Consider the following 19,023-nt stretch of genomic DNA (forward strand, 5'->3'; position numbering starts at 1 on the left):
TCGGACATTTGATATTTCCTCCTGGACAGTTCACTATACTAAACGTTACATCTAGTATCGGATATTGAGGTAGGGGCGACCAAGCAGTGAGCAACGTAGCTGTGGTGGCTGTCGGCGGTAACGCCCTGACCCGCGCGGATCAGCCGGGTACAGCCGAGCAGATCGAGAGCAACGCCGCCCAGATGGCGTCGGGGATCTCGAACCTATGCGAGGCGGGTTGGTCGGTGGTCGTCGTCCACGGCAACGGCCCGCAGGTCGGCCATCTGGCGATCCAACAGGAGGGGAGCGTCGATCTGGTGCCACCGCAGCCGCTGTACTCGCTGAACGCGATGTCACAAGGGCAGCTCGGCAGCGTCCTGGTGCGCGCGATCGACACCATCCGGGGGCCGGGCACGGCCGTCGGCCTCATCTCGCACATGGTCGTCGACCCGCACGATCCCGCCTTCCGTACGCCCACCAAGCCCATCGGCCCCTTCTTCACCGAGACGGAGGCCGCGGCCATGGCCGAGCGGCGCGGCTGGGAGATGAGACAGGACGCCGGGCGGGGCTTCCGGCGGATGGTCCCCTCGCCCCATCCCACCGAGATGCTGGAGCTGTCCGCGGTCACGCCCCTGCTCGCGGCCGGCAAGGTGGTCCTCGCCGCCGGCGGCGGCGGAGTGGCCGTGGCCCGTGACGATCAGGGCCGCTATCACGGCGTGGACGCCGTGATCGACAAGGACTCGGCGGCCGCACGCCTCGCCGGATCACTCAAGGCCACGATGATGATCCTGGTGACGGGGGTCGACGCGGTCATGGTCGACTACGGCACCCCGCGGGCCCGCGCCGTCCACGAGCTGTCTCTCGCGCAGGCCGAGCGGTATCTCGCCGAGGGCCAGTTCCCGGCCGGGAGCATGGGGCCCAAGATCCGGGCGGCCACCGACTTCGTACGGGAGAGCGGCGGGACCACCGTCATCACCTCGGCGGAGCGCATGCTCGAAGCCCTGGACCCGCAGAACCGTGTCGGCACGCACATCGTTCCCGAGCAAGCAATGAGCGAAGAAGCAATGAGCATCGCATGAGCACCCACGACAACCTCGCCCGCGTCCGCGTCGTCCGTGACACCTACCTCGACTCGCTCCGGCTGCTCGTCGCCACCTCGGTCATGGCCGAACAGGGCGGCGTCACCTGGGCGGGTGCCGTGATGGCGACGCCTTCAGGCCGGGAGAACCTGGAGGCCGAGGGCTTCGGCGCGGAGTCCGTCGGCCAGGCCGGGGCGAACGACCTCGTACTCGCCGTGCGCGCCGGTGACGAGGCCGCGGCGGAGGCCGCGCTCGCCGCCGGCGAGCAGGCCGCGTTCGAGGACGCCCGCGCCGAGTCCGGTGAGGCCGCCGCCGCCGCGCCCCGCACCGTCAGCGGAGCCGTCGCGCAGATGCCGGACGCGTCCGTGGCGATCGTCTCCGTGCCCGGTGGTTACGCGGCGCTGGAGGCCCACCACGCGCTCTCCCAGGGGCTGCACGTCCTGCTGTTCAGCGACAACGTCTCGCTGGACGAGGAAGCGGAGCTCAAGAAGCGGGGGAACGAGCTCGGCCTGCTGGTCATGGGGCCGGGGGCGGGCACCGCGGTGATCTCCGGCACCGGTCTCGGGTTCGCCAACGCGGTACGCCGCGGGCCGGTCGGCGTCGTCGCCGCCGCCGGCACCGGGGCGCAGGAGGTGTCGGCCCTGCTCGACCGCTGGGGCGTCGGCGTCTCGCACGTGATCGGCGTCGGCGGCCGTGACCTGTCCGAGGCCATCGGCGGGCGGATGGCCAAGGCGGCCGTGCGCGCTCTCGACGAGGACCCCGAGACCGAGGTGATCCTGCTGGTGTCCAAGCCGCCGAGCGAGGCGGTCGCCCACAGCGTGCTGGAAGAGTGCGGGTCCACCCCGGCGGTGGCCGCGTTCCTCGGCCTCTCGGAGATGGAGCCGCCGTCCGGGGTGCGGATGGCGCGGACGCTGGAGGAGGGCGCGCTCACCGCCGCCCGGCTCGCAGGCAAGACGCCCCCGGCCACCTCCGAAGGCCTGCGCGCCCAGGTGGAGGAGCGGCTCGGCGCCCTGGGCGACGAGCGGCGCACCGTCCGCGGCTACTACTCCGGCGGAACGCTCTGCTACGAGGCCCAGGTGATCATCAACGAGCTGCTGGGCGAGGTGTACTCCAACGAGCCGCTCCTGCCCGGCAACACGGTCCCCGCCCCGCCCGGCGCGAACGTGCTGCTCGACCTGGGCGCGGAGGAGTACACCGTCGGCAGGCCGCATCCGATGATCGACCCCGGCAACCGCATTCAGATCCTCCGCCAGGAGGCCCGCGATCCCGAGGTCGCGGTGGTGCTGCTCGACGTGGTGCTCGGCTACGGCTCGCACGAGGACCCGGCGGGGCAGCTCGCACCGGTGCTCGGCGAGATCATGGCCGACGGCGGCCCGCAGGTCGTCGCGTACGTCCTCGGCTCCGACACCGATCCCCAGGGCTACGCCAGGCAGCGCGCGACGCTGGAGGGGATCGGCTGCCTGGTGACCGAGACCGCGGCGCGCGCCGCGTACACGGCGGCGGCCATCGCGAGCCGCCGCCCTGAACTAACGGAGTCCCACCGGTGACAGAACACCTCCGCCTTCCTCCCGTCGCCCTGATCACCTACAGCACCCGGCCGAGGGGCGGCGTCGCGCACACGCTGGCGCTGGGCGAGGCGATGCACGCGCTCGGCCAGGACGTCCTGATCGTCGGACTCGGTGACCCGGGCAAGGGGTTCTTCCGGCCGGTCGCCGCCCCGACCCACGTCGTCACCGCGCCCGTCACCACCGGCGGGCTGGAGGAGAAGGTCGCGGCGAACATCGACGCCCTGGAGGCGGCCCTGGCCGACCTCGCCTCCGCCTACCCCATCCTGCACACCCAGGACTGCATCGCGGCCCGTGCGGCGGCCCGCGTGCGCGACGCCGGGATCCCCAGCAGGGTCGTCCGCACCGTCCACCACGTGGACGACTTCGACAGCGAGATCCTGATGGACTGCCAGCGCCAGGCCATCCTGGAGCCGGACCAGATCCTGGTGGTCACCAAGATCTGGCAGGACATCCTGCGGGAGGACTACGGAGTCCTGGCCGACGTGGTGCCCAACGGCGTGGATCCGGCCCGCTACAGCCGGCACTCCCCGGAGGTCGTGGCACGGTTGCGGGCCCGGGTCGGCGCGACCGACCGGCCGCTGCTGCTGTCCGTCGGCGGCATCGAGCCGCGCAAGGGCAGCGACACGCTGGTGGCCGCGCTGTCCAGGCTGGTCGGCGAGCGTACGCCGCCGCCCGTGCTGGCCGTGCTCGGCGGCCACTCCTTCCAGGACCACCGCGCCTACAGGGAGAAGGTGCTGGCGAGCCTGGACGCCCTCGGCCTGACCCTGGGCAAGGACGTCGTCGAACTCGGCACCGTGCCCGAGGGCGAGATGGCGGCGTGGTACGCGGCGGCGGACGTGCTGGCGTTCCCTTCCGTGAAGGAGGGGTTCGGCCTGGCCGCCCTGGAGGCGATGGCGGCCGGTCTTCCCGTGGTCACCAGCGACATCCCGGTGTTCAGGGAGTGGCTGGTCCCCGGCCGCGACGCCCTGCTGACCCCCGTCGGCGACGCGGGAGCGCTGGCCGGCGCGCTCTCGGCCGTGCTCGACGACGAGGCCCTCCGCGCCCGGCTCCGCACCGCGGGCCTGAGCCTGGCCGACCGCTACACGTGGACCGCCAGCGCCCGCCGGCACCTGGAGCTGTACGCCGGCAGCCCGGAGGCGCTCACCGCACACTGACACGGCTCACCGCGCCGAAGGGCACGGACGGAGTGTGCATTCGGCCACTGACCTGCCACACCGCCTGCCGCACCCTGAGGTTGCCCGCGTTTCGCCGTGGAACGCCGGTCGACCAGAGGGAGTAACGGCATGCGATCTCACAAGCTCGTCCTCGCGCTCGCGCTGACGGTGGGCCTGGCCGTGTCCGCGGCCCCGGCCGCCGCGACGAGCACGGCCGGCACCTGTCGGGTGGAGCTGAACTTCGTCGACGCCTACGACACCGACGAGAACAACGGCGACGAGATCCGGATCAACCTCGCCGGGTACATGTACCCCGGCGGCGGCCGGTACGTCGCCATGAACAACGGTGACCGCGCCTATTCCGGCAACTTCGCCAACCCGGCCACCACCATCGGCACCACCGGGTCGGCGCTGTTCAGCCTGCGCGAGGTCACCCTGCCCGTCGTCGGCCAGGGCGACGTGCTCGGCTCGGTCACCGCCTGGGGCTTCACCTGCGCCACGCTCGCCACGGGCGAGGTCCAGGAGATCCCGCAGCACATCTTCGGCAGCGGCTACTGGTACTACATGAGCCTCGTGATGACCGGCCTGTAGGCGCCTTGTTTCCGACCGATCGATCGGTAGGATTCGGGCCATGGACATCATCGCGGTCACCCGGCACGGCAAGGTGCGTGGCCATCTCCAGGACGGGATCCCGGTCTTCCGCGGCATCCCCTACGCGGCCGCTCCCTTCGGGGCCGAACGTTTCCGCGCCCCCGCGCCCGTGCGCCCCTGGGAGGGGGTCCGTGACGCGCTGCGGTTCGGGCCGACCGCGCCCAAGCGTCCCTACCGGCCGCCGCTCGACCGGCTCATCCCCGAGGAGCCGATCCCCGGCGACGAGTGCCTCAACCTGAATGTCTGGACACCGGGCGTGGACGACGGCGCCCGCCCGGTGATGGTCTGGATCCACGGCGGTTCCCTGCGCAACGGCTCGTCGAGCATGCCGCTGTACGACGGCCACGCCTTCGCCCGCGACGGGGTGGTGCTGGTCTCGATCAACTACCGGCTCGGCGTGGAGGGCTTCGGCGTCTTCCCGGACGCGCCGGACAACCGCGGCCTGCTCGACCAGGTCGCCGCGCTGGAATGGGTACGCGACAACATCGCGGCCTTCGGCGGCGACCCCGGCAACGTCACCGTGTTCGGCGAGTCGGCGGGGGCGATCAGCATCGGGGCGCTGCTCACCAGCCCGCGGGCGAAGAGGCTGTTCCACCGGGCGATCATGCAGAGCGGCCCCCCGCACACGGCCACGCGCGAGGAGGCCGCCAAGATCGTCAAGCTGATGGCGGCCGAGCTGGGCGTCCCCGCCACGGCCGGGGCCTTCGCCGCCGTCGACCGCGAGCGGCTGCTCGACACCCAGGCCGAGGTCGTCGGCAAGGCGAACCCGATCACCGGCGGCCCCGCCTTCCACATCGTGGCCGAGCCCGGGGCCGCCCCGGTCGAGGCCGACCTCCTCATCGGCGCCAACCGGGAGGAGTACCGCCTCTGGTTCGTGCCCACCGGCGCCGTGGACCGGGTCAGCCGCCTGACCCTGCGCCTGGCCCTGCTGAAGTTCCGCATCCCCGCCCGCGCCGCCCGGCTCTACAGGTCCGCCCGGCCCGGTGCCAGGCCCGGCGAGATCCTCGGCGAGATGGCCACCGACCTGCTCATGCGCGGCCCGCTCAACCGCCTGGCCGACTCCGTGGAACGGGCCCACGTCTACGAGTTCGCCTGGCGCTCACCGGTCATGGACCTGGGCGCATGCCACGGCCTGGAGATCGGCTTCGTCTTCGACAACCTCCGGCACTGCCGTGAGCTGGCCGGCGACGACGCCCCGCAGGAGCTGGCCGACGCCATGCACCGGGCCTGGGTCGCCTTCGCCAAGACCGGCGACCCGGGCTGGCAGCGGTGGGACTCCTCCCGGCCCGTCATGGTCTTCGACTTGCCGGGCTGGTCACCGCTCGCGATCTAGCCAGATCCTGAGCTCCTCGTCCCTGGGGGCGTGGACGACGCCGGAGCCGCCTCCAGCAGCCGCGCCTGCGCGGGCACCGCCAGATCCAGCCCGGTCAGCAGGCTCACCCGCCGCAGCCGGTAGTCGAGCGTGTTGCGGTGGATGTGCAGGTCGAGCGCGGTCCGGCGGCGGTTGTGCCCTCGGTGGACGAACGCGCGCAACGTCTCCAGCAGGTGGGGATGGCCGTCGAGCGGCGCCAGCTTGGCGGCCAGCCGTGACAGGCCCGCGCCCGGCCGCGCGAGCTGGTGCTCCAGCAGCACGTCGTCGAAGCGGTAGAGGCCCGGCGGCCTGCCGAGCCTGCGCACCAGCTCCATCACCGCGCGGGCCTCCCGCGCCGCCTCCGGGATGCGCGCGGGCTCCTCCGCCAGCGCCGCGGCGACGAGCAGGGGCCGTCCCACGACGTCGGCCAGCCTGTCCGCGAGCGGCTCCGGCGGGCACCCGTCAGGCAGCAGCGCGACCCCGTCGACGTGGTCCATCAGCACCAGCGACCCGGTGTGCGCGTCCATCGCCGACTGCACGAGCCGGGCCGGCGGCGCGGGCTGCCCGAAGTCGAAGAGCACCACCTCGTGCGCCTGGCCCACCTCCACGCCCGCCGCCTCGGCCAGGCTCTCGTACGGCCGGCCGCTCAGCAGCGCGCCGATGAGCGCCCGTCGCACCCGCTTGTCCTCGCTCCTGATGTCCTCCTGCGCCTGCTGGTGGGCCAGGGCGACGGCGGGCATCGCCGTACGCAGGTAGCCGAGCAGCCCTTCACCGGCCTCGGCCAGCTCGCCGGGCCCGGCCGCCTCGGTCAGCGCCCGCCACCAGACCTCGGCGCCGATGAGGTAGGCGCTCACCGCCGCCTCCAGCGGCAGCCGCTCCTCGGCCCGGCGCGCCGACCACTCGATGATGCGCGTCAGATCGCCCGGCCCCACCGCGTCGTGCCTGCGGAGCGTGCGCAGCAGCATCGCCAGGACGGCCGAGACCGAACGGGTCACCTCACCGCTCAGGATCTCCGGCGGCAGGTCCCGGTAGAACGGGATCTCGGCGGCGCACCGGGCGACCACCGCGGAAGTGAGCTCCCGCACCCTCGGGGCCATCCGGCTGTGGAGGTCGGACATCCCGGGATCGTCACATTGCCCAAACCGCACCGTCAATCCTTGCCCCAAGTGCGCAAAGACGGCGGCCCCCGGCGCAACCAGGATGGCGGGTGAACCCCCAGCCAGGAGGCCGCCTTGTTCAGACGCCTGCTCATCCCCCTGCTCCTCGTACTCACCCTCGGCACGGCTCCCGCCAGTGCCGCGACCACGAACTGGGGCGCACCCGGCCCCTACGCCACCGCCGTCGAGATCGGCGCGGTCAACACCCTCTACTACCCCCGCGACATCGCCGGGAGCGACCGCCGGCACCCGGTGATCGTCTGGGGCAACGGCACGGGCGGCGCGCCGCTCGTCTACCGCGACCTGCTCCTGCAGTGGGCCAGCCACGGCTTCATCGTCTCCGCCGCCAACACCCCGATGTCGAACCTCGGCATCTCCATGCGCGCCGGGATCGACGCCCTCGCCCAGCGCGACGCCGACCCGTCGAGCGTCTTCCACCGCAAGGTCGACCTGACCCGCATCGGCGCCTCGGGACACTCCCAGGGCGGCGCGGCCGTCATCGTCGTCGGCGCGGACTCCCGCGTGGACACCATCCTGCCCATCCAGCCGGGCCCGCTGGCCGACATCGACGACGTCCACGGCCCCGCGTTCCTGATGGCCGGCCAGCGTGACTCCATCGTCTGGCCCGCGCTGGTCAAGGCGTTCTACAACGCCGCCGACCACATCCCGGCGATCTACGGCGAGGTGCGCGGCGCCGACCACTTCACCGTCGTCGGCGACCCCGGCCCGTTCGCCGCGCCCACCACCGCCTGGTGGCGCTTCCAGCTCATGGACGACCTCCAGGCCCGCGCCCTGTTCTACGGGCCGAACTGCGGCATCTGCGTCGACAGCGTCACCTGGTCGGACGTCCGCCGCAACGCCCGCGTCCCCCGCTGATCTTCCTGCCGATCGATCGGTAGGCTACGTTCGCCCTACCGATCGATCGGCAGGAAGATCAGCGGGGGACGCGGGCGTTGCGGCGGACGTCCGACCAGGTGACGCTGTCGACGCAGATGCCGCAGTTCGGCCCGTAGAACAGGGCGCGGGCCTGGAGGTCGTCCATGAGCTGGAAGCGCCACCAGGCGGTGGTGGGCGCGGCGAACGGGCCGGGGTCGCCGACGACGGTGAAGTGGTCGGCGCCGCGCACCTCGCCGTAGATCGCCGGGATGTGGTCGGCGGCGTTGTAGAACGCCTTGACCAGCGCGGGCCAGACGATGGAGTCACGCTGGCCGGCCATCAGGAACGCGGGGCCGTGGACGTCGTCGATGTCGGCCAGCGGGCCCGGCTGGATGGGCAGGATGGTGTCCACGCGGGAGTCCGCGCCGACGACGATGACGGCCGCGCCGCCCTGGGAGTGTCCCGAGGCGCCGATGCGGGTCAGGTCGACCTTGCGGTGGAAGACGCTCGACGGGTCGGCGTCGCGCTGGGCGAGGGCGTCGATCCCGGCGCGCATGGAGATGCCGAGGTTCGACATCGGGGTGTTGGCGGCGGAGACGATGAAGCCGTGGCTGGCCCACTGCAGGAGCAGGTCGCGGTAGACGAGCGGCGCGCCGCCCGTGCCGTTGCCCCAGACGATCACCGGGTGCCGGCGGTCGCTCCCGGCGATGTCGCGGGGGTAGTAGAGGGTGTTGACCGCGCCGATCTCGACGGCGGTGGCGTAGGGGCCGGGTGCGCCCCAGTTCGTGGTCGCGGCACTGGCGGGAGCCGTGCCGAGGGTGAGTACGAGGAGCAGGGGGATGAGCAGGCGTCTGAACAAGGCGGCCTCCTGGCTGGGGGTTCACCCGCCATCCTGGTTGCGCCGGGGGCCGCCGTCTTTGCGCACTTGGGGCAAGGATTGACGGTGCGGTTTGGGCAATGTGACGATCCCGGGATGTCCGACCTCCACAGCCGGATGGCCCCGAGGGTGCGGGAGCTCACTTCCGCGGTGGTCGCCCGGTGCGCCGCCGAGATCCCGTTCTACCGGGACCTGCCGCCGGAGATCCTGAGCGGTGAGGTGACCCGTTCGGTCTCGGCCGTCCTGGCGATGCTGCTGCGCACGCTCCGCAGGCACGACGCGGTGGGGCCGGGCGATCTGACGCGCATCATCGAGTGGTCGGCGCGCCGGGCCGAGGAGCGGCTGCCGCTGGAGGCGGCGGTGAGCGCCTACCTCATCGGCGCCGAGGTCTGGTGGCGGGCGCTGACCGAGGCGGCCGGGCCCGGCGAGCTGGCCGAGGCCGGTGAAGGGCTGCTCGGCTACCTGCGTACGGCGATGCCCGCCGTCGCCCTGGCCCACCAGCAGGCGCAGGAGGACATCAGGAGCGAGGACAAGCGGGTGCGACGGGCGCTCATCGGCGCGCTGCTGAGCGGCCGGCCGTACGAGAGCCTGGCCGAGGCGGCGGGCGTGGAGGTGGGCCAGGCGCACGAGGTGGTGCTCTTCGACTTCGGGCAGCCCGCGCCGCCGGCCCGGCTCGTGCAGTCGGCGATGGACGCGCACACCGGGTCGCTGGTGCTGATGGACCACGTCGACGGGGTCGCGCTGCTGCCTGACGGGTGCCCGCCGGAGCCGCTCGCGGACAGGCTGGCCGACGTCGTGGGACGGCCCCTGCTCGTCGCCGCGGCGCTGGCGGAGGAGCCCGCGCGCATCCCGGAGGCGGCGCGGGAGGCCCGCGCGGTGATGGAGCTGGTGCGCAGGCTCGGCAGGCCGCCGGGCCTCTACCGCTTCGACGACGTGCTGCTGGAGCACCAGCTCGCGCGGCCGGGCGCGGGCCTGTCACGGCTGGCCGCCAAGCTGGCGCCGCTCGACGGCCATCCCCACCTGCTGGAGACGTTGCGCGCGTTCGTCCACCGAGGGCACAACCGCCGCCGGACCGCGCTCGACCTGCACATCCACCGCAACACGCTCGACTACCGGCTGCGGCGGGTGAGCCTGCTGACCGGGCTGGATCTGGCGGTGCCCGCGCAGGCGCGGCTGCTGGAGGCGGCTCCGGCGTCGTCCACGCCCCCAGGGACGAGGAGCTCAGGATCTGGCTAGATCGCGAGCGGTGACCAGCCCGGCAAGTCGAAGACCATGACGGGCCGGGAGGAGTCCCACCGCTGCCAGCCCGGGTCGCCGGTCTTGGCGAAGGCGACCCAGGCCCGGTGCATGGCGTCGGCCAGCTCCTGCGGGGCGTCGTCGCCGGCCAGCTCACGGCAGTGCCGGAGGTTGTCGAAGACGAAGCCGATCTCCAGGCCGTGGCATGCGCCCAGGTCCATGACCGGTGAGCGCCAGGCGAACTCGTAGACGTGGGCCCGTTCCACGGAGTCGGCCAGGCGGTTGAGCGGGCCGCGCATGAGCAGGTCGGTGGCCATCTCGCCGAGGATCTCGCCGGGCCTGGCACCGGGCCGGGCGGACCTGTAGAGCCGGGCGGCGCGGGCGGGGATGCGGAACTTCAGCAGGGCCAGGCGCAGGGTCAGGCGGCTGACCCGGTCCACGGCGCCGGTGGGCACGAACCAGAGGCGGTACTCCTCCCGGTTGGCGCCGATGAGGAGGTCGGCCTCGACCGGGGCGGCCCCGGGCTCGGCCACGATGTGGAAGGCGGGGCCGCCGGTGATCGGGTTCGCCTTGCCGACGACCTCGGCCTGGGTGTCGAGCAGCCGCTCGCGGTCGACGGCGGCGAAGGCCCCGGCCGTGGCGGGGACGCCCAGCTCGGCCGCCATCAGCTTGACGATCTTGGCGGCCTCCTCGCGCGTGGCCGTGTGCGGGGGGCCGCTCTGCATGATCGCCCGGTGGAACAGCCTCTTCGCCCGCGGGCTGGTGAGCAGCGCCCCGATGCTGATCGCCCCCGCCGACTCGCCGAACACGGTGACGTTGCCGGGGTCGCCGCCGAAGGCCGCGATGTTGTCGCGTACCCATTCCAGCGCGGCGACCTGGTCGAGCAGGCCGCGGTTGTCCGGCGCGTCCGGGAAGACGCCGAAGCCCTCCACGCCGAGCCGGTAGTTGATCGAGACCAGCACCACCCCGTCGCGGGCGAAGGCGTGGCCGTCGTACAGCGGCATGCTCGACGAGCCGTTGCGCAGGGAACCGCCGTGGATCCAGACCATCACCGGGCGGGCGCCGTCGTCCACGCCCGGTGTCCAGACATTCAGGTTGAGGCACTCGTCGCCGGGGATCGGCTCCTCGGGGATGAGCCGGTCGAGCGGCGGCCGGTAGGGACGCTTGGGCGCGGTCGGCCCGAACCGCAGCGCGTCACGGACCCCCTCCCAGGGGCGCACGGGCGCGGGGGCGCGGAAACGTTCGGCCCCGAAGGGAGCGGCCGCGTAGGGGATGCCGCGGAAGACCGGGATCCCGTCCTGGAGATGGCCACGCACCTTGCCGTGCCGGGTGACCGCGATGATGTCCATGGCCCGAATCCTACCGATCGATCGGTCGGAAACAAGGCGCCTACAGGCCGGTCATCACGAGGCTCATGTAGTACCAGTAGCCGCTGCCGAAGATGTGCTGCGGGATCTCCTGGACCTCGCCCGTGGCGAGCGTGGCGCAGGTGAAGCCCCAGGCGGTGACCGAGCCGAGCACGTCGCCCTGGCCGACGACGGGCAGGGTGACCTCGCGCAGGCTGAACAGCGCCGACCCGGTGGTGCCGATGGTGGTGGCCGGGTTGGCGAAGTTGCCGGAATAGGCGCGGTCACCGTTGTTCATGGCGACGTACCGGCCGCCGCCGGGGTACATGTACCCGGCGAGGTTGATCCGGATCTCGTCGCCGTTGTTCTCGTCGGTGTCGTAGGCGTCGACGAAGTTCAGCTCCACCCGACAGGTGCCGGCCGTGCTCGTCGCGGCGGCCGGGGCCGCGGACACGGCCAGGCCCACCGTCAGCGCGAGCGCGAGGACGAGCTTGTGAGATCGCATGCCGTTACTCCCTCTGGTCGACCGGCGTTCCACGGCGAAACGCGGGCAACCTCAGGGTGCGGCAGGCGGTGTGGCAGGTCAGTGGCCGAATGCACACTCCGTCCGTGCCCTTCGGCGCGGTGAGCCGTGTCAGTGTGCGGTGAGCGCCTCCGGGCTGCCGGCGTACAGCTCCAGGTGCCGGCGGGCGCTGGCGGTCCACGTGTAGCGGTCGGCCAGGCTCAGGCCCGCGGTGCGGAGCCGGGCGCGGAGGGCCTCGTCGTCGAGCACGGCCGAGAGCGCGCCGGCCAGCGCTCCCGCGTCGCCGACGGGGGTCAGCAGGGCGTCGCGGCCGGGGACCAGCCACTCCCTGAACACCGGGATGTCGCTGGTGACCACGGGAAGACCGGCCGCCATCGCCTCCAGGGCGGCCAGGCCGAACCCCTCCTTCACGGAAGGGAACGCCAGCACGTCCGCCGCCGCGTACCACGCCGCCATCTCGCCCTCGGGCACGGTGCCGAGTTCGACGACGTCCTTGCCCAGGGTCAGGCCGAGGGCGTCCAGGCTCGCCAGCACCTTCTCCCTGTAGGCGCGGTGGTCCTGGAAGGAGTGGCCGCCGAGCACGGCCAGCACGGGCGGCGGCGTACGCTCGCCGACCAGCCTGGACAGCGCGGCCACCAGCGTGTCGCTGCCCTTGCGCGGCTCGATGCCGCCGACGGACAGCAGCAGCGGCCGGTCGGTCGCGCCGACCCGGGCCCGCAACCGTGCCACGACCTCCGGGGAGTGCCGGCTGTAGCGGGCCGGATCCACGCCGTTGGGCACCACGTCGGCCAGGACTCCGTAGTCCTCCCGCAGGATGTCCTGCCAGATCTTGGTGACCACCAGGATCTGGTCCGGCTCCAGGATGGCCTGGCGCTGGCAGTCCATCAGGATCTCGCTGTCGAAGTCGTCCACGTGGTGGACGGTGCGGACGACCCTGCTGGGGATCCCGGCGTCGCGCACGCGGGCCGCCGCACGGGCCGCGATGCAGTCCTGGGTGTGCAGGATGGGGTAGGCGGAGGCGAGGTCGGCCAGGGCCGCCTCCAGGGCGTCGATGTTCGCCGCGACCTTCTCCTCCAGCCCGCCGGTGGTGACGGGCGCGGTGACGACGTGGGTCGGGGCGGCGACCGGCCGGAAGAACCCCTTGCCCGGGTCACCGAGTCCGACGATCAGGACGTCCTGGCCGAGCGCGTGCATCGCCTCGCCCAGCGCCAGCGTGTGCGCGACGCCGCCCCTCGGCCGGGTGCTGTAGGTGATCAGGGCGACGGGAGGAAGGCGGAGGTGTTCTGTCACCGGTGGGACTCCGTTAGTTCAGGGCGGCGGCTCGCGATGGCCGCCGCCGTGTACGCGGCGCGCGCCGCGGTCTCGGTCACCAGGCAGCCGATCCCCTCCAGCGTCGCGCGCTGCCTGGCGTAGCCCTGGGGATCGGTGTCGGAGCCGAGGACGTACGCGACGACCTGCGGGCCGCCGTCGGCCATGATCTCGCCGAGCACCGGTGCGAGCTGCCCCGCCGGGTCCTCGTGCGAGCCGTAGCCGAGCACCACGTCGAGCAGCACCACCGCGACCTCGGGATCGCGGGCCTCCTGGCGGAGGATCTGAATGCGGTTGCCGGGGTCGATCATCGGATGCGGCCTGCCGACGGTGTACTCCTCCGCGCCCAGGTCGAGCAGCACGTTCGCGCCGGGCGGGGCGGGGACCGTGTTGCCGGGCAGGAGCGGCTCGTTGGAGTACACCTCGCCCAGCAGCTCGTTGATGATCACCTGGGCCTCGTAGCAGAGCGTTCCGCCGGAGTAGTAGCCGCGGACGGTGCGCCGCTCGTCGCCCAGGGCGCCGAGCCGCTCCTCCACCTGGGCGCGCAGGCCTTCGGAGGTGGCCGGGGGCGTCTTGCCTGCGAGCCGGGCGGCGGTGAGCGCGCCCTCCTCCAGCGTCCGCGCCATCCGCACCCCGGACGGCGGCTCCATCTCCGAGAGGCCGAGGAACGCGGCCACCGCCGGGGTGGACCCGCACTCTTCCAGCACGCTGTGGGCGACCGCCTCGCTCGGCGGCTTGGACACCAGCAGGATCACCTCGGTCTCGGGGTCCTCGTCGAGAGCGCGCACGGCCGCCTTGGCCATCCGCCCGCCGATGGCCTCGGACAGGTCACGGCCGCCGACGCCGATCACGTGCGAGACGCCGACGCCCCAGCGGTCGAGCAGGGCCGACACCTCCTGCGCCCCGGTGCCGGCGGCGGCGACGACGCCGACCGGCCCGCGGCGTACCGCGTTGGCGAACCCGAGACCGGTGCCGGAGATCACCGCGGTGCCCGCCCCCGGCCCCATGACCAGCAGGCCGAGCTCGTTCCCCCGCTTCTTGAGCTCCGCTTCCTCGTCCAGCGAGACGTTGTCGCTGAACAGCAGGACGTGCAGCCCCTGGGAGAGCGCGTGGTGGGCCTCCAGCGCCGCGTAACCACCGGGCACGGAGACGATCGCCACGGACGCGTCCGGCATCTGCGCGACGGCTCCGCTGACGGTGCGGGGCGCGGCGGCGGCGGCCTCACCGGACTCGGCGCGGGCGTCCTCGAACGCGGCCTGCTCGCCGGCGGCGAGCGCGGCCTCCGCCGCGGCCTCGTCACCGGCGCGCACGGCGAGTACGAGGTCGTTCGCCCCGGCCTGGCCGACGGACTCCGCGCCGAAGCCCTCGGCCTCCAGGTTCTCCCGGCCTGAAGGCGTCGCCATCACGGCACCCGCCCAGGTGACGCCGCCCTGTTCGGCCATGACCGAGGTGGCGACGAGCAGCCGGAGCGAGTCGAGGTAGGTGTCACGGACGACGCGGACGCGGGCGAGGTTGTCGTGGGTGCTCATGCGATGCTCATTGCTTCTTCGCTCATTGCTTGCTCGGGAACGATGTGCGTGCCGACACGGTTTCTGCGGGTCCAGGGCTTCGAGCATGCGCTCCGCCGAGGTGATGACGGTGGTCCCGCCGCTCTCCCGTACGAAGTCGGTGGCCGCCCGGATCTTGGGCCCCATGCTCCCGGCCGGGAACTGGCCCTCGGCGAGATACCGCTCGGCCTGCGCGAGAGACAGCTCGTGGACGGCGCGGGCCCGCGGGGTGCCGTAGTCGACCATGACCGCGTCGACCCCCGTCACCAGGATCATCATCGTGGCCTTGAGTGATCCGGCGAGGCGTGCGGCCGCCGAGTCCTTGTCGATCACGGCGTCCACGCCGTGATAGCGGCCCTGATCGTCACGGGCCACGGCCACTCCGCCGCCGCCGGCGGCGAGGACCACCTTGCCGGCCGCGAGCAGGGGCGTGACCGCGGACAGCTCCAGCATCTCGGTGGGATGGGGCGAGGGGACCATCCGCCGGAAGCCCCGCCCGGCGTCCTGTCTCATCTCCCAGCCGCGCCGCTCGGCCATGGCCGCGGCCTCCGTCTCGGTGAAGAAGGGGCCGATGGGCTTGGTGGGCGTACGGAAGGCGGGATCGTGCGGGTCGACGACCATGTGCGAGATGAGGCCGACGGCCGTGCCCGGCCCCCGGATGGTGTCGATCGCGCGCACCAGGACGCTGCCGAGCTGCCCTTGTGACATCGCGTTCAGCGAGTACAGCGGCTGCGGTGGCACCAGATCGACGCTCCCCTCCTGTTGGATCGCCAGATGGCCGACCTGCGGGCCGTTGCCGTGGACGACGACCACCGACCAACCCGCCTCGCATAGGTTCGAGATCCCCGACGCCATCTGGGCGGCGTTGCTCTCGATCTGCTCGGCTGTACCCGGCTGATCCGCGCGGGTCAGGGCGTTACCGCCGACAGCCACCACAGCTACGTTGCTCACTGCTTGGTCGCCCCTACCTCAATATCCGATACTAGATGTAACGTTTAGTATAGTGAACTGTCCAGGAGGAAATATCAAATGTCCGAGACTGAGGGTGTGCGTGACCCAGGACCCGCACCCGACGCCCGGCAGGCCGCGAGCGAGCTTCTCCGCCTCTGGACCGCGGCCGCGGAGCGGGCCTTCGCCGGAAGCGCCCACCAGCCGGACATCTACCTCAGGACCACGCGCCTGGTCGGCGCGGTCGCGCAGCGGCTCCGCGAGTCCGGGCGGGGCCTCGAACCGCTGGTCGAAGCCTGGGCCGAGCACCGCGAGCTGGTGCGCCGGGTGGTCGAGTCCAGCGAGCTGCTGACGTCCGACGGCCTGGACGTCGAGGCCGTCGCGGGCGCCGCGTTCGCGATGCGTTACCGGGAGGCGCTCGAGGAGGTCACGCTGGACGACCGCCTGGCCGCCCTCGCGCAGGCCGCCCCGGGCGCCGGATGGCTGGTGCTGGAGGAGTCCGGCTACCGTCCCGGGGACCCGTTCGTCCCGTACCGGCGGCTGGAGGTCGACCCCGCCACCGGGCGGGCGCTGCTCGTGACGACGCGACCGGACGAGACGTTCACCGTCTGCGTGCACACCGTCGAGCGGGGGCGCATCGACCTGGAGACCGGCCGGCTCGCCTCAGGCGAGCCCGGCGACGGGGGACACGTCCTTCACGAGGCCGCCTCCGCGGAGGAACGGGAGGTGTGGGTGACCCGGCTCAAGGACTCCTGACGAGACACGCCACAGACCGGGCGATTGTGGGCATACCCGGTCATTCACTGACGCCTAGTTGCCACTCCCTACATTCTTTCTATAGTAGTCAAAGAGTAGTTTCCTATAGTAAATGCGTCATCCTTCATGGCGGTCTAGCCGAGCACCGTTAAGAGTCGGCCCGGACAAGGAGCCACATCATGACCGAGGCACCCGACACCCACCGGACCCTCGACCAGGAGGAACTCGCCGAGTTGATCGCCCGGTTGCAGAGCCGGGGGTTGCGGACCGAGATCTCCATGGAGGCGCGGAAGGGCGGCGCCGGTCCCGCCGACGCGGGGATGCTGTGGATCGACGGAAGCCCGGCCACGGTTCCCACCACGGCCGACTACGTGCGTGACTCCCCGTATGCCCTGCGGCAGGAGGACGACGGTTTCGGCATCTACGAGGGCTCGGTCCGGTTGGCGGACGCGGCGTTGGCTCCCCGGCCGAAGTACTACGACTTGAAGACGGCCGACGGCGTCCCCTACTGGCAGATCGCGCTCATGCACCTGGACTCCATGGCCAGCACGGTGCTGCAGACCTGCGCCTACTGGGGCAACTCCGACCAGTGCACGTTCTGCGGGATCGGGGTCTCCCTCGCGGCCGGTCGCACGATCGCCAAGAAGACGCCCGAGATGCTCGCGGAGGTGTCGGTGGCGGCCCGCGACCTGGACGGCGCCGTCGACGCCACGCTCACCACCGGCAGCACCGCCACCCCGGACCGCGGCGCCCTCTACGTCGGCAGGTGCGCCCAGGCCGTGAAGGAGGCGTCCGGGCTGCCGGTGCAGGTCCAGTTCGAACCCCCGTCCGACCTCGACGTGATCAACCGGGTCCGCGGCATGGGCGTGGACTCCGTCGGCATCCACGTGGAGACCTTCGACCCCGAGGTGCTCGCGCGGGTCGCGCCGGGCAAGGCGCGCTGGGGCATCGAGGCGTACTTCTCCGCCTGGGAACGCGCGGTCCGGGTCTTCGGCGAAGGACAGGTCTCGACGTACGTGATCCTCGGCATGGGCGAGGACCCCGACCTCACGGTGGACATGTGCCGCCGGGCGGTGGACATGGGCGTCTACCCGTTCATCGTCCCGCTGCGCCCGGTCCCGGGCAGCCTCATGGAGGACGAACGGCCCCCGTCAGCGGACTACGTCGAGGGGATCTACCGGCAGGTCGTCCCGCACATGCTGCGACGCGGGCTCACCGCCACCGGGGTCATGGCGGGATGCGCACGCTGCCAGGCGTGTTCGGGGCAGGCCGCCCTGGAACGTGCCGGTTCTGGTTCGACGAAGGGTGGGGTGCCCGATGGGCGCGTCTCTCTCCCGCTCGTTTTCTGACCAGGCCGCGCCGCATCACGTCTGCCGTACGGTGACGGCGGCGGAGGAGCTGGAGGAGCACCTCCGGATCCGGCGATCGGTCTTCGTGGCGGAACAGTCGCTGTTCGAGCAGACCGACCAGGACGAGTTCGACCGCGATCCCAGCGTCCACCACGTGCTCGCGTTCGCCGACGGCGTGCCGGCCGGCACGGTCCGGCTGTACCGCTACCCCGCGCCCGACGGCGAGAGGCTGTGGAAGGGGGACCGGCTCGCGGTGCTCCCGGAGTATCGGCACCTGTGGCTGGGGGGCCCGCTGGTCAGGTACGCGGTGGAGACCGCCGCGGCCGCCGGCGGCGCGCGCATGATCGCGTACGTCCAGCTCGGCAACGTGAGCTTCTTCCGGCGGCTCGGCTGGTCGAAGGTGGGCGGCCCGGTCGCCTACGTCGGCGTGCCCCACCAGCAGATGAGCATCGACCTGACGTGATCACTTCGTACGTCAGGAAGGCCGGGCATGTGTCAGCGGCCCAGCCGGGTGACGGACTCCTCGTTCAGGTCGAAGACCACCACCGAGCCGGAGGCGTCGCGCAGGCGCACCTCGCCGGTGTCGTCGAGGGTGCCGAGCCGGCGCGCGGTCAGCCCTCGCGCGGTGAAGGCCTTGGCGCACTCCTCGACCCGGTCGTCAGGCGTCGTGAGCAGGAAGGCGAAGCAGGGGAAGCAGGACAGCCAGTCGGCGACCGGCACGCCCCTCGGGCACGGGGAGCTCGTCCATGTCCACCTGGACGCCCAGCCTGTTGGCCTCCAGCAGCATGGCCAGCGAGCCGATCATGCCGGCCATGCTGACGTCCTTGGCGGCCACCGCCGCGCCCGACTCCGCCACCTCGGCGAGGGCCCGGACGTCGCCCGCCAGGCGGTCGCCCCGCTCGTCGAACGACGGGAAGAACAGGAAGTCGTCGCGCATGCGCCCGTCGAGGCAGCAGGCGAGCATCAACGCCTGGCCGGGGGCGGCGTGCGTGGCCGACAGCACCTTCTCCGCGGTGCCGAGACCGAACGCCGACAGGCTCGGCGGGCCGTCGCTCTCGGTGAGGTGCCCGCCCACCACGGGCACCTGGTAGGTCTCGCCGGCCCACTTGAGGCCCTCCAGGATCTTCCTGGTGACCTCGCGCGGGCCGACGATCGTGTCGACGATCGCGAGAGGACGGGCGCCCATGGCGGCGAGGTCGTTCACGTTCGCCAGGACGGCCGCCACCCCGGCGCCGTAGGGGTCCTTCGCGACGAAGGAGGGCAGCATCGCCTCCCCGCCGACGATCAGGTTGCGCCCGCGATCGTGCACGACGGCTCC

The 19,023-nt window shown here is 72.3% G+C and carries 18 protein-coding genes; 10 read left to right on the forward strand and 8 right to left on the reverse strand.

Annotated features, from left to right (window positions below; genetic code table 11):
* Window positions 1-104 precede the first annotated feature (104 nt).
* The 5 genes from FR742_RS31270 to FR742_RS31290 all read left to right on the forward strand — a co-directional run bounded on the left by FR742_RS31270 (window position 105) and on the right by FR742_RS31290 (window position 5,764).
* On the forward strand, window positions 105-1,058 hold the full coding sequence (locus FR742_RS31270) for a carbamate kinase (RefSeq protein ID WP_222709210.1): 954 nt from the start codon (window positions 105-107) through the stop codon (window positions 1,056-1,058).
* Window positions 1,055-2,605, forward strand: coding sequence for a protein FdrA (locus tag FR742_RS31275; RefSeq protein WP_148034946.1), 1,551 nt, complete (start codon window positions 1,055-1,057; stop codon window positions 2,603-2,605). The genes FR742_RS31270 and FR742_RS31275 overlap by 4 nt, the downstream gene beginning before the upstream one ends.
* A complete protein-coding gene (locus FR742_RS31280; protein ID WP_148034947.1) occupies window positions 2,602-3,780 on the forward strand; it encodes an MSMEG_0565 family glycosyltransferase in 1,179 nt (392 codons plus the stop codon). The genes FR742_RS31275 and FR742_RS31280 overlap by 4 nt, the downstream gene beginning before the upstream one ends.
* 129 nt (window positions 3,781-3,909) lie before the next feature.
* Window positions 3,910-4,371: a hypothetical protein gene (locus tag FR742_RS31285; RefSeq protein WP_148034948.1), complete on the forward strand. Its 462-nt coding sequence runs from the start codon at window positions 3,910-3,912 to the stop codon at window positions 4,369-4,371.
* A 40-nt stretch (window positions 4,372-4,411) separates the two neighbouring features.
* The gene (locus FR742_RS31290) at window positions 4,412-5,764 is read left to right on the forward strand and encodes a carboxylesterase/lipase family protein (protein WP_148034949.1); all 1,353 of its coding nucleotides are present in this window, start codon (window positions 4,412-4,414) and stop codon (window positions 5,762-5,764) included.
* Here the strand turns inward: FR742_RS31290 and FR742_RS31295 are convergent.
* Window positions 5,761-6,900 carry a CdaR family transcriptional regulator gene (locus FR742_RS31295; protein ID WP_148034950.1) on the reverse strand — a complete coding sequence of 380 codons (1,140 nt, stop codon included), beginning with the start codon at window positions 6,898-6,900 and terminating at the stop codon, window positions 5,761-5,763. The genes FR742_RS31290 and FR742_RS31295 overlap by 4 nt on opposite strands.
* Before the next feature lie 114 nt (window positions 6,901-7,014).
* Here FR742_RS31295 and FR742_RS31300 point away from each other — a divergent pair, with 114 nt between their 5' ends.
* Window positions 7,015-7,815, forward strand: a complete 801-nt coding sequence (locus tag FR742_RS31300; protein WP_148034951.1) for an acetylxylan esterase — start codon at window positions 7,015-7,017, stop codon at window positions 7,813-7,815.
* Between the two features lie 58 nt (window positions 7,816-7,873).
* Here FR742_RS31300 and FR742_RS31305 read toward each other — a convergent pair whose 3' ends face one another.
* Window positions 7,874-8,674 (reverse strand): acetylxylan esterase, encoded by an 801-nt coding sequence (locus FR742_RS31305; RefSeq protein WP_148034951.1) that lies wholly within the window; start codon window positions 8,672-8,674, stop codon window positions 7,874-7,876.
* A 114-nt stretch (window positions 8,675-8,788) separates the two neighbouring features.
* On the opposite strand from FR742_RS31305, the gene FR742_RS31310 reads away from it, so the two are divergent.
* Complete coding sequence (locus tag FR742_RS31310; RefSeq protein WP_148034950.1) at window positions 8,789-9,928, forward strand: CdaR family transcriptional regulator; 1,140 nt, start codon at window positions 8,789-8,791, stop codon at window positions 9,926-9,928.
* On the opposite strand, the gene FR742_RS31315 is transcribed toward FR742_RS31310, so the two are convergent.
* From FR742_RS31315 to FR742_RS31330, 4 genes are all read right to left on the reverse strand, one after another.
* Complete coding sequence (locus tag FR742_RS31315; protein ID WP_148034949.1) at window positions 9,925-11,277, reverse strand: carboxylesterase/lipase family protein; 1,353 nt, start codon at window positions 11,275-11,277, stop codon at window positions 9,925-9,927. The two genes, FR742_RS31310 and FR742_RS31315, sit on opposite strands and share 4 nt — an antisense overlap.
* Before the next feature lie 40 nt (window positions 11,278-11,317).
* Entirely contained in the window at window positions 11,318-11,779 is a 462-nt protein-coding gene (locus FR742_RS31320; protein WP_148034948.1) for a hypothetical protein, read from the reverse strand.
* A gap of 129 nt (window positions 11,780-11,908) precedes the next feature.
* Window positions 11,909-13,087, reverse strand: coding sequence for an MSMEG_0565 family glycosyltransferase (locus FR742_RS31325; protein WP_148034947.1), 1,179 nt, complete (start codon window positions 13,085-13,087; stop codon window positions 11,909-11,911).
* A complete protein-coding gene (locus FR742_RS31330; protein WP_187281464.1) occupies window positions 13,084-15,585 on the reverse strand; it encodes a hypothetical protein in 2,502 nt (833 codons plus the stop codon). The genes FR742_RS31325 and FR742_RS31330 overlap by 4 nt, the downstream gene beginning before the upstream one ends.
* Window positions 15,586-15,699: 114 nt before the next feature.
* Between FR742_RS31330 and FR742_RS31335 the strand changes: the two genes are divergently transcribed.
* The 3 genes from FR742_RS31335 (at window position 15,700) to FR742_RS31345 (ending at window position 18,168) form a co-directional block, all read left to right on the forward strand.
* On the forward strand, window positions 15,700-16,356 hold the full coding sequence (locus FR742_RS31335; RefSeq protein ID WP_148034944.1) for a hypothetical protein: 657 nt from the start codon (window positions 15,700-15,702) through the stop codon (window positions 16,354-16,356).
* Window positions 16,357-16,535: 179 nt separating this feature from the next.
* Window positions 16,536-17,705, forward strand: coding sequence for an MSMEG_0568 family radical SAM protein (locus FR742_RS31340; RefSeq protein ID WP_148034943.1), 1,170 nt, complete (start codon window positions 16,536-16,538; stop codon window positions 17,703-17,705).
* Window positions 17,674-18,168, forward strand: a complete 495-nt coding sequence (locus tag FR742_RS31345) for an MSMEG_0567/Sll0786 family nitrogen starvation N-acetyltransferase (RefSeq protein ID WP_148034942.1) — start codon at window positions 17,674-17,676, stop codon at window positions 18,166-18,168. Before FR742_RS31340 ends, FR742_RS31345 begins: the two co-directional genes overlap by 32 nt.
* Before the next feature lie 32 nt (window positions 18,169-18,200).
* Here FR742_RS31345 and FR742_RS31350 read toward each other — a convergent pair whose 3' ends face one another.
* Window positions 18,201-18,425 (reverse strand): hypothetical protein, encoded by a 225-nt coding sequence (locus FR742_RS31350; RefSeq protein WP_148034953.1) that lies wholly within the window; start codon window positions 18,423-18,425, stop codon window positions 18,201-18,203.
* Window positions 18,364-19,023, reverse strand: a 660-nt coding sequence (locus FR742_RS31355; RefSeq protein ID WP_222709211.1) for an AIR synthase related protein, incomplete at its 5' end; no start/stop codon positions are given. The genes FR742_RS31355 and FR742_RS31350, both read right to left, overlap by 62 nt.

The sequence above is a fragment of the Nonomuraea sp. C10 genome, assembly GCF_008017515.1.
GTDB lineage: Bacteria > Actinomycetota > Actinomycetes > Streptosporangiales > Streptosporangiaceae > Nonomuraea > Nonomuraea ferruginea.

Excerpts from the sequence above, each read along its gene's own strand:
- FR742_RS31290 (WP_148034949.1), top strand. The coding sequence starts at position 4,412 with ATGGACATCATCGCGGTCACCCGGCACGGCAAGGTGCGTGGCCATCTC.
- FR742_RS31345 (WP_148034942.1), top strand. The coding sequence starts at position 17,674 with ATGGGCGCGTCTCTCTCCCGCTCGTTTTCTGACCAGGCCGCGCCGCAT.
- FR742_RS31285 (WP_148034948.1), top strand. The coding sequence starts at position 3,910 with ATGCGATCTCACAAGCTCGTCCTCGCGCTCGCGCTGACGGTGGGCCTG.
- FR742_RS31315 (WP_148034949.1), bottom strand. The coding sequence starts at position 11,277 with ATGGACATCATCGCGGTCACCCGGCACGGCAAGGTGCGTGGCCATCTC.
- FR742_RS31275 (WP_148034946.1), top strand. The coding sequence starts at position 1,055 with ATGAGCACCCACGACAACCTCGCCCGCGTCCGCGTCGTCCGTGACACC.
- FR742_RS31295 (WP_148034950.1), bottom strand. The coding sequence starts at position 6,900 with ATGTCCGACCTCCACAGCCGGATGGCCCCGAGGGTGCGGGAGCTCACT.
- FR742_RS31310 (WP_148034950.1), top strand. The coding sequence starts at position 8,789 with ATGTCCGACCTCCACAGCCGGATGGCCCCGAGGGTGCGGGAGCTCACT.
- FR742_RS31320 (WP_148034948.1), bottom strand. The coding sequence starts at position 11,779 with ATGCGATCTCACAAGCTCGTCCTCGCGCTCGCGCTGACGGTGGGCCTG.
- FR742_RS31340 (WP_148034943.1), top strand. The coding sequence starts at position 16,536 with ATGACCGAGGCACCCGACACCCACCGGACCCTCGACCAGGAGGAACTC.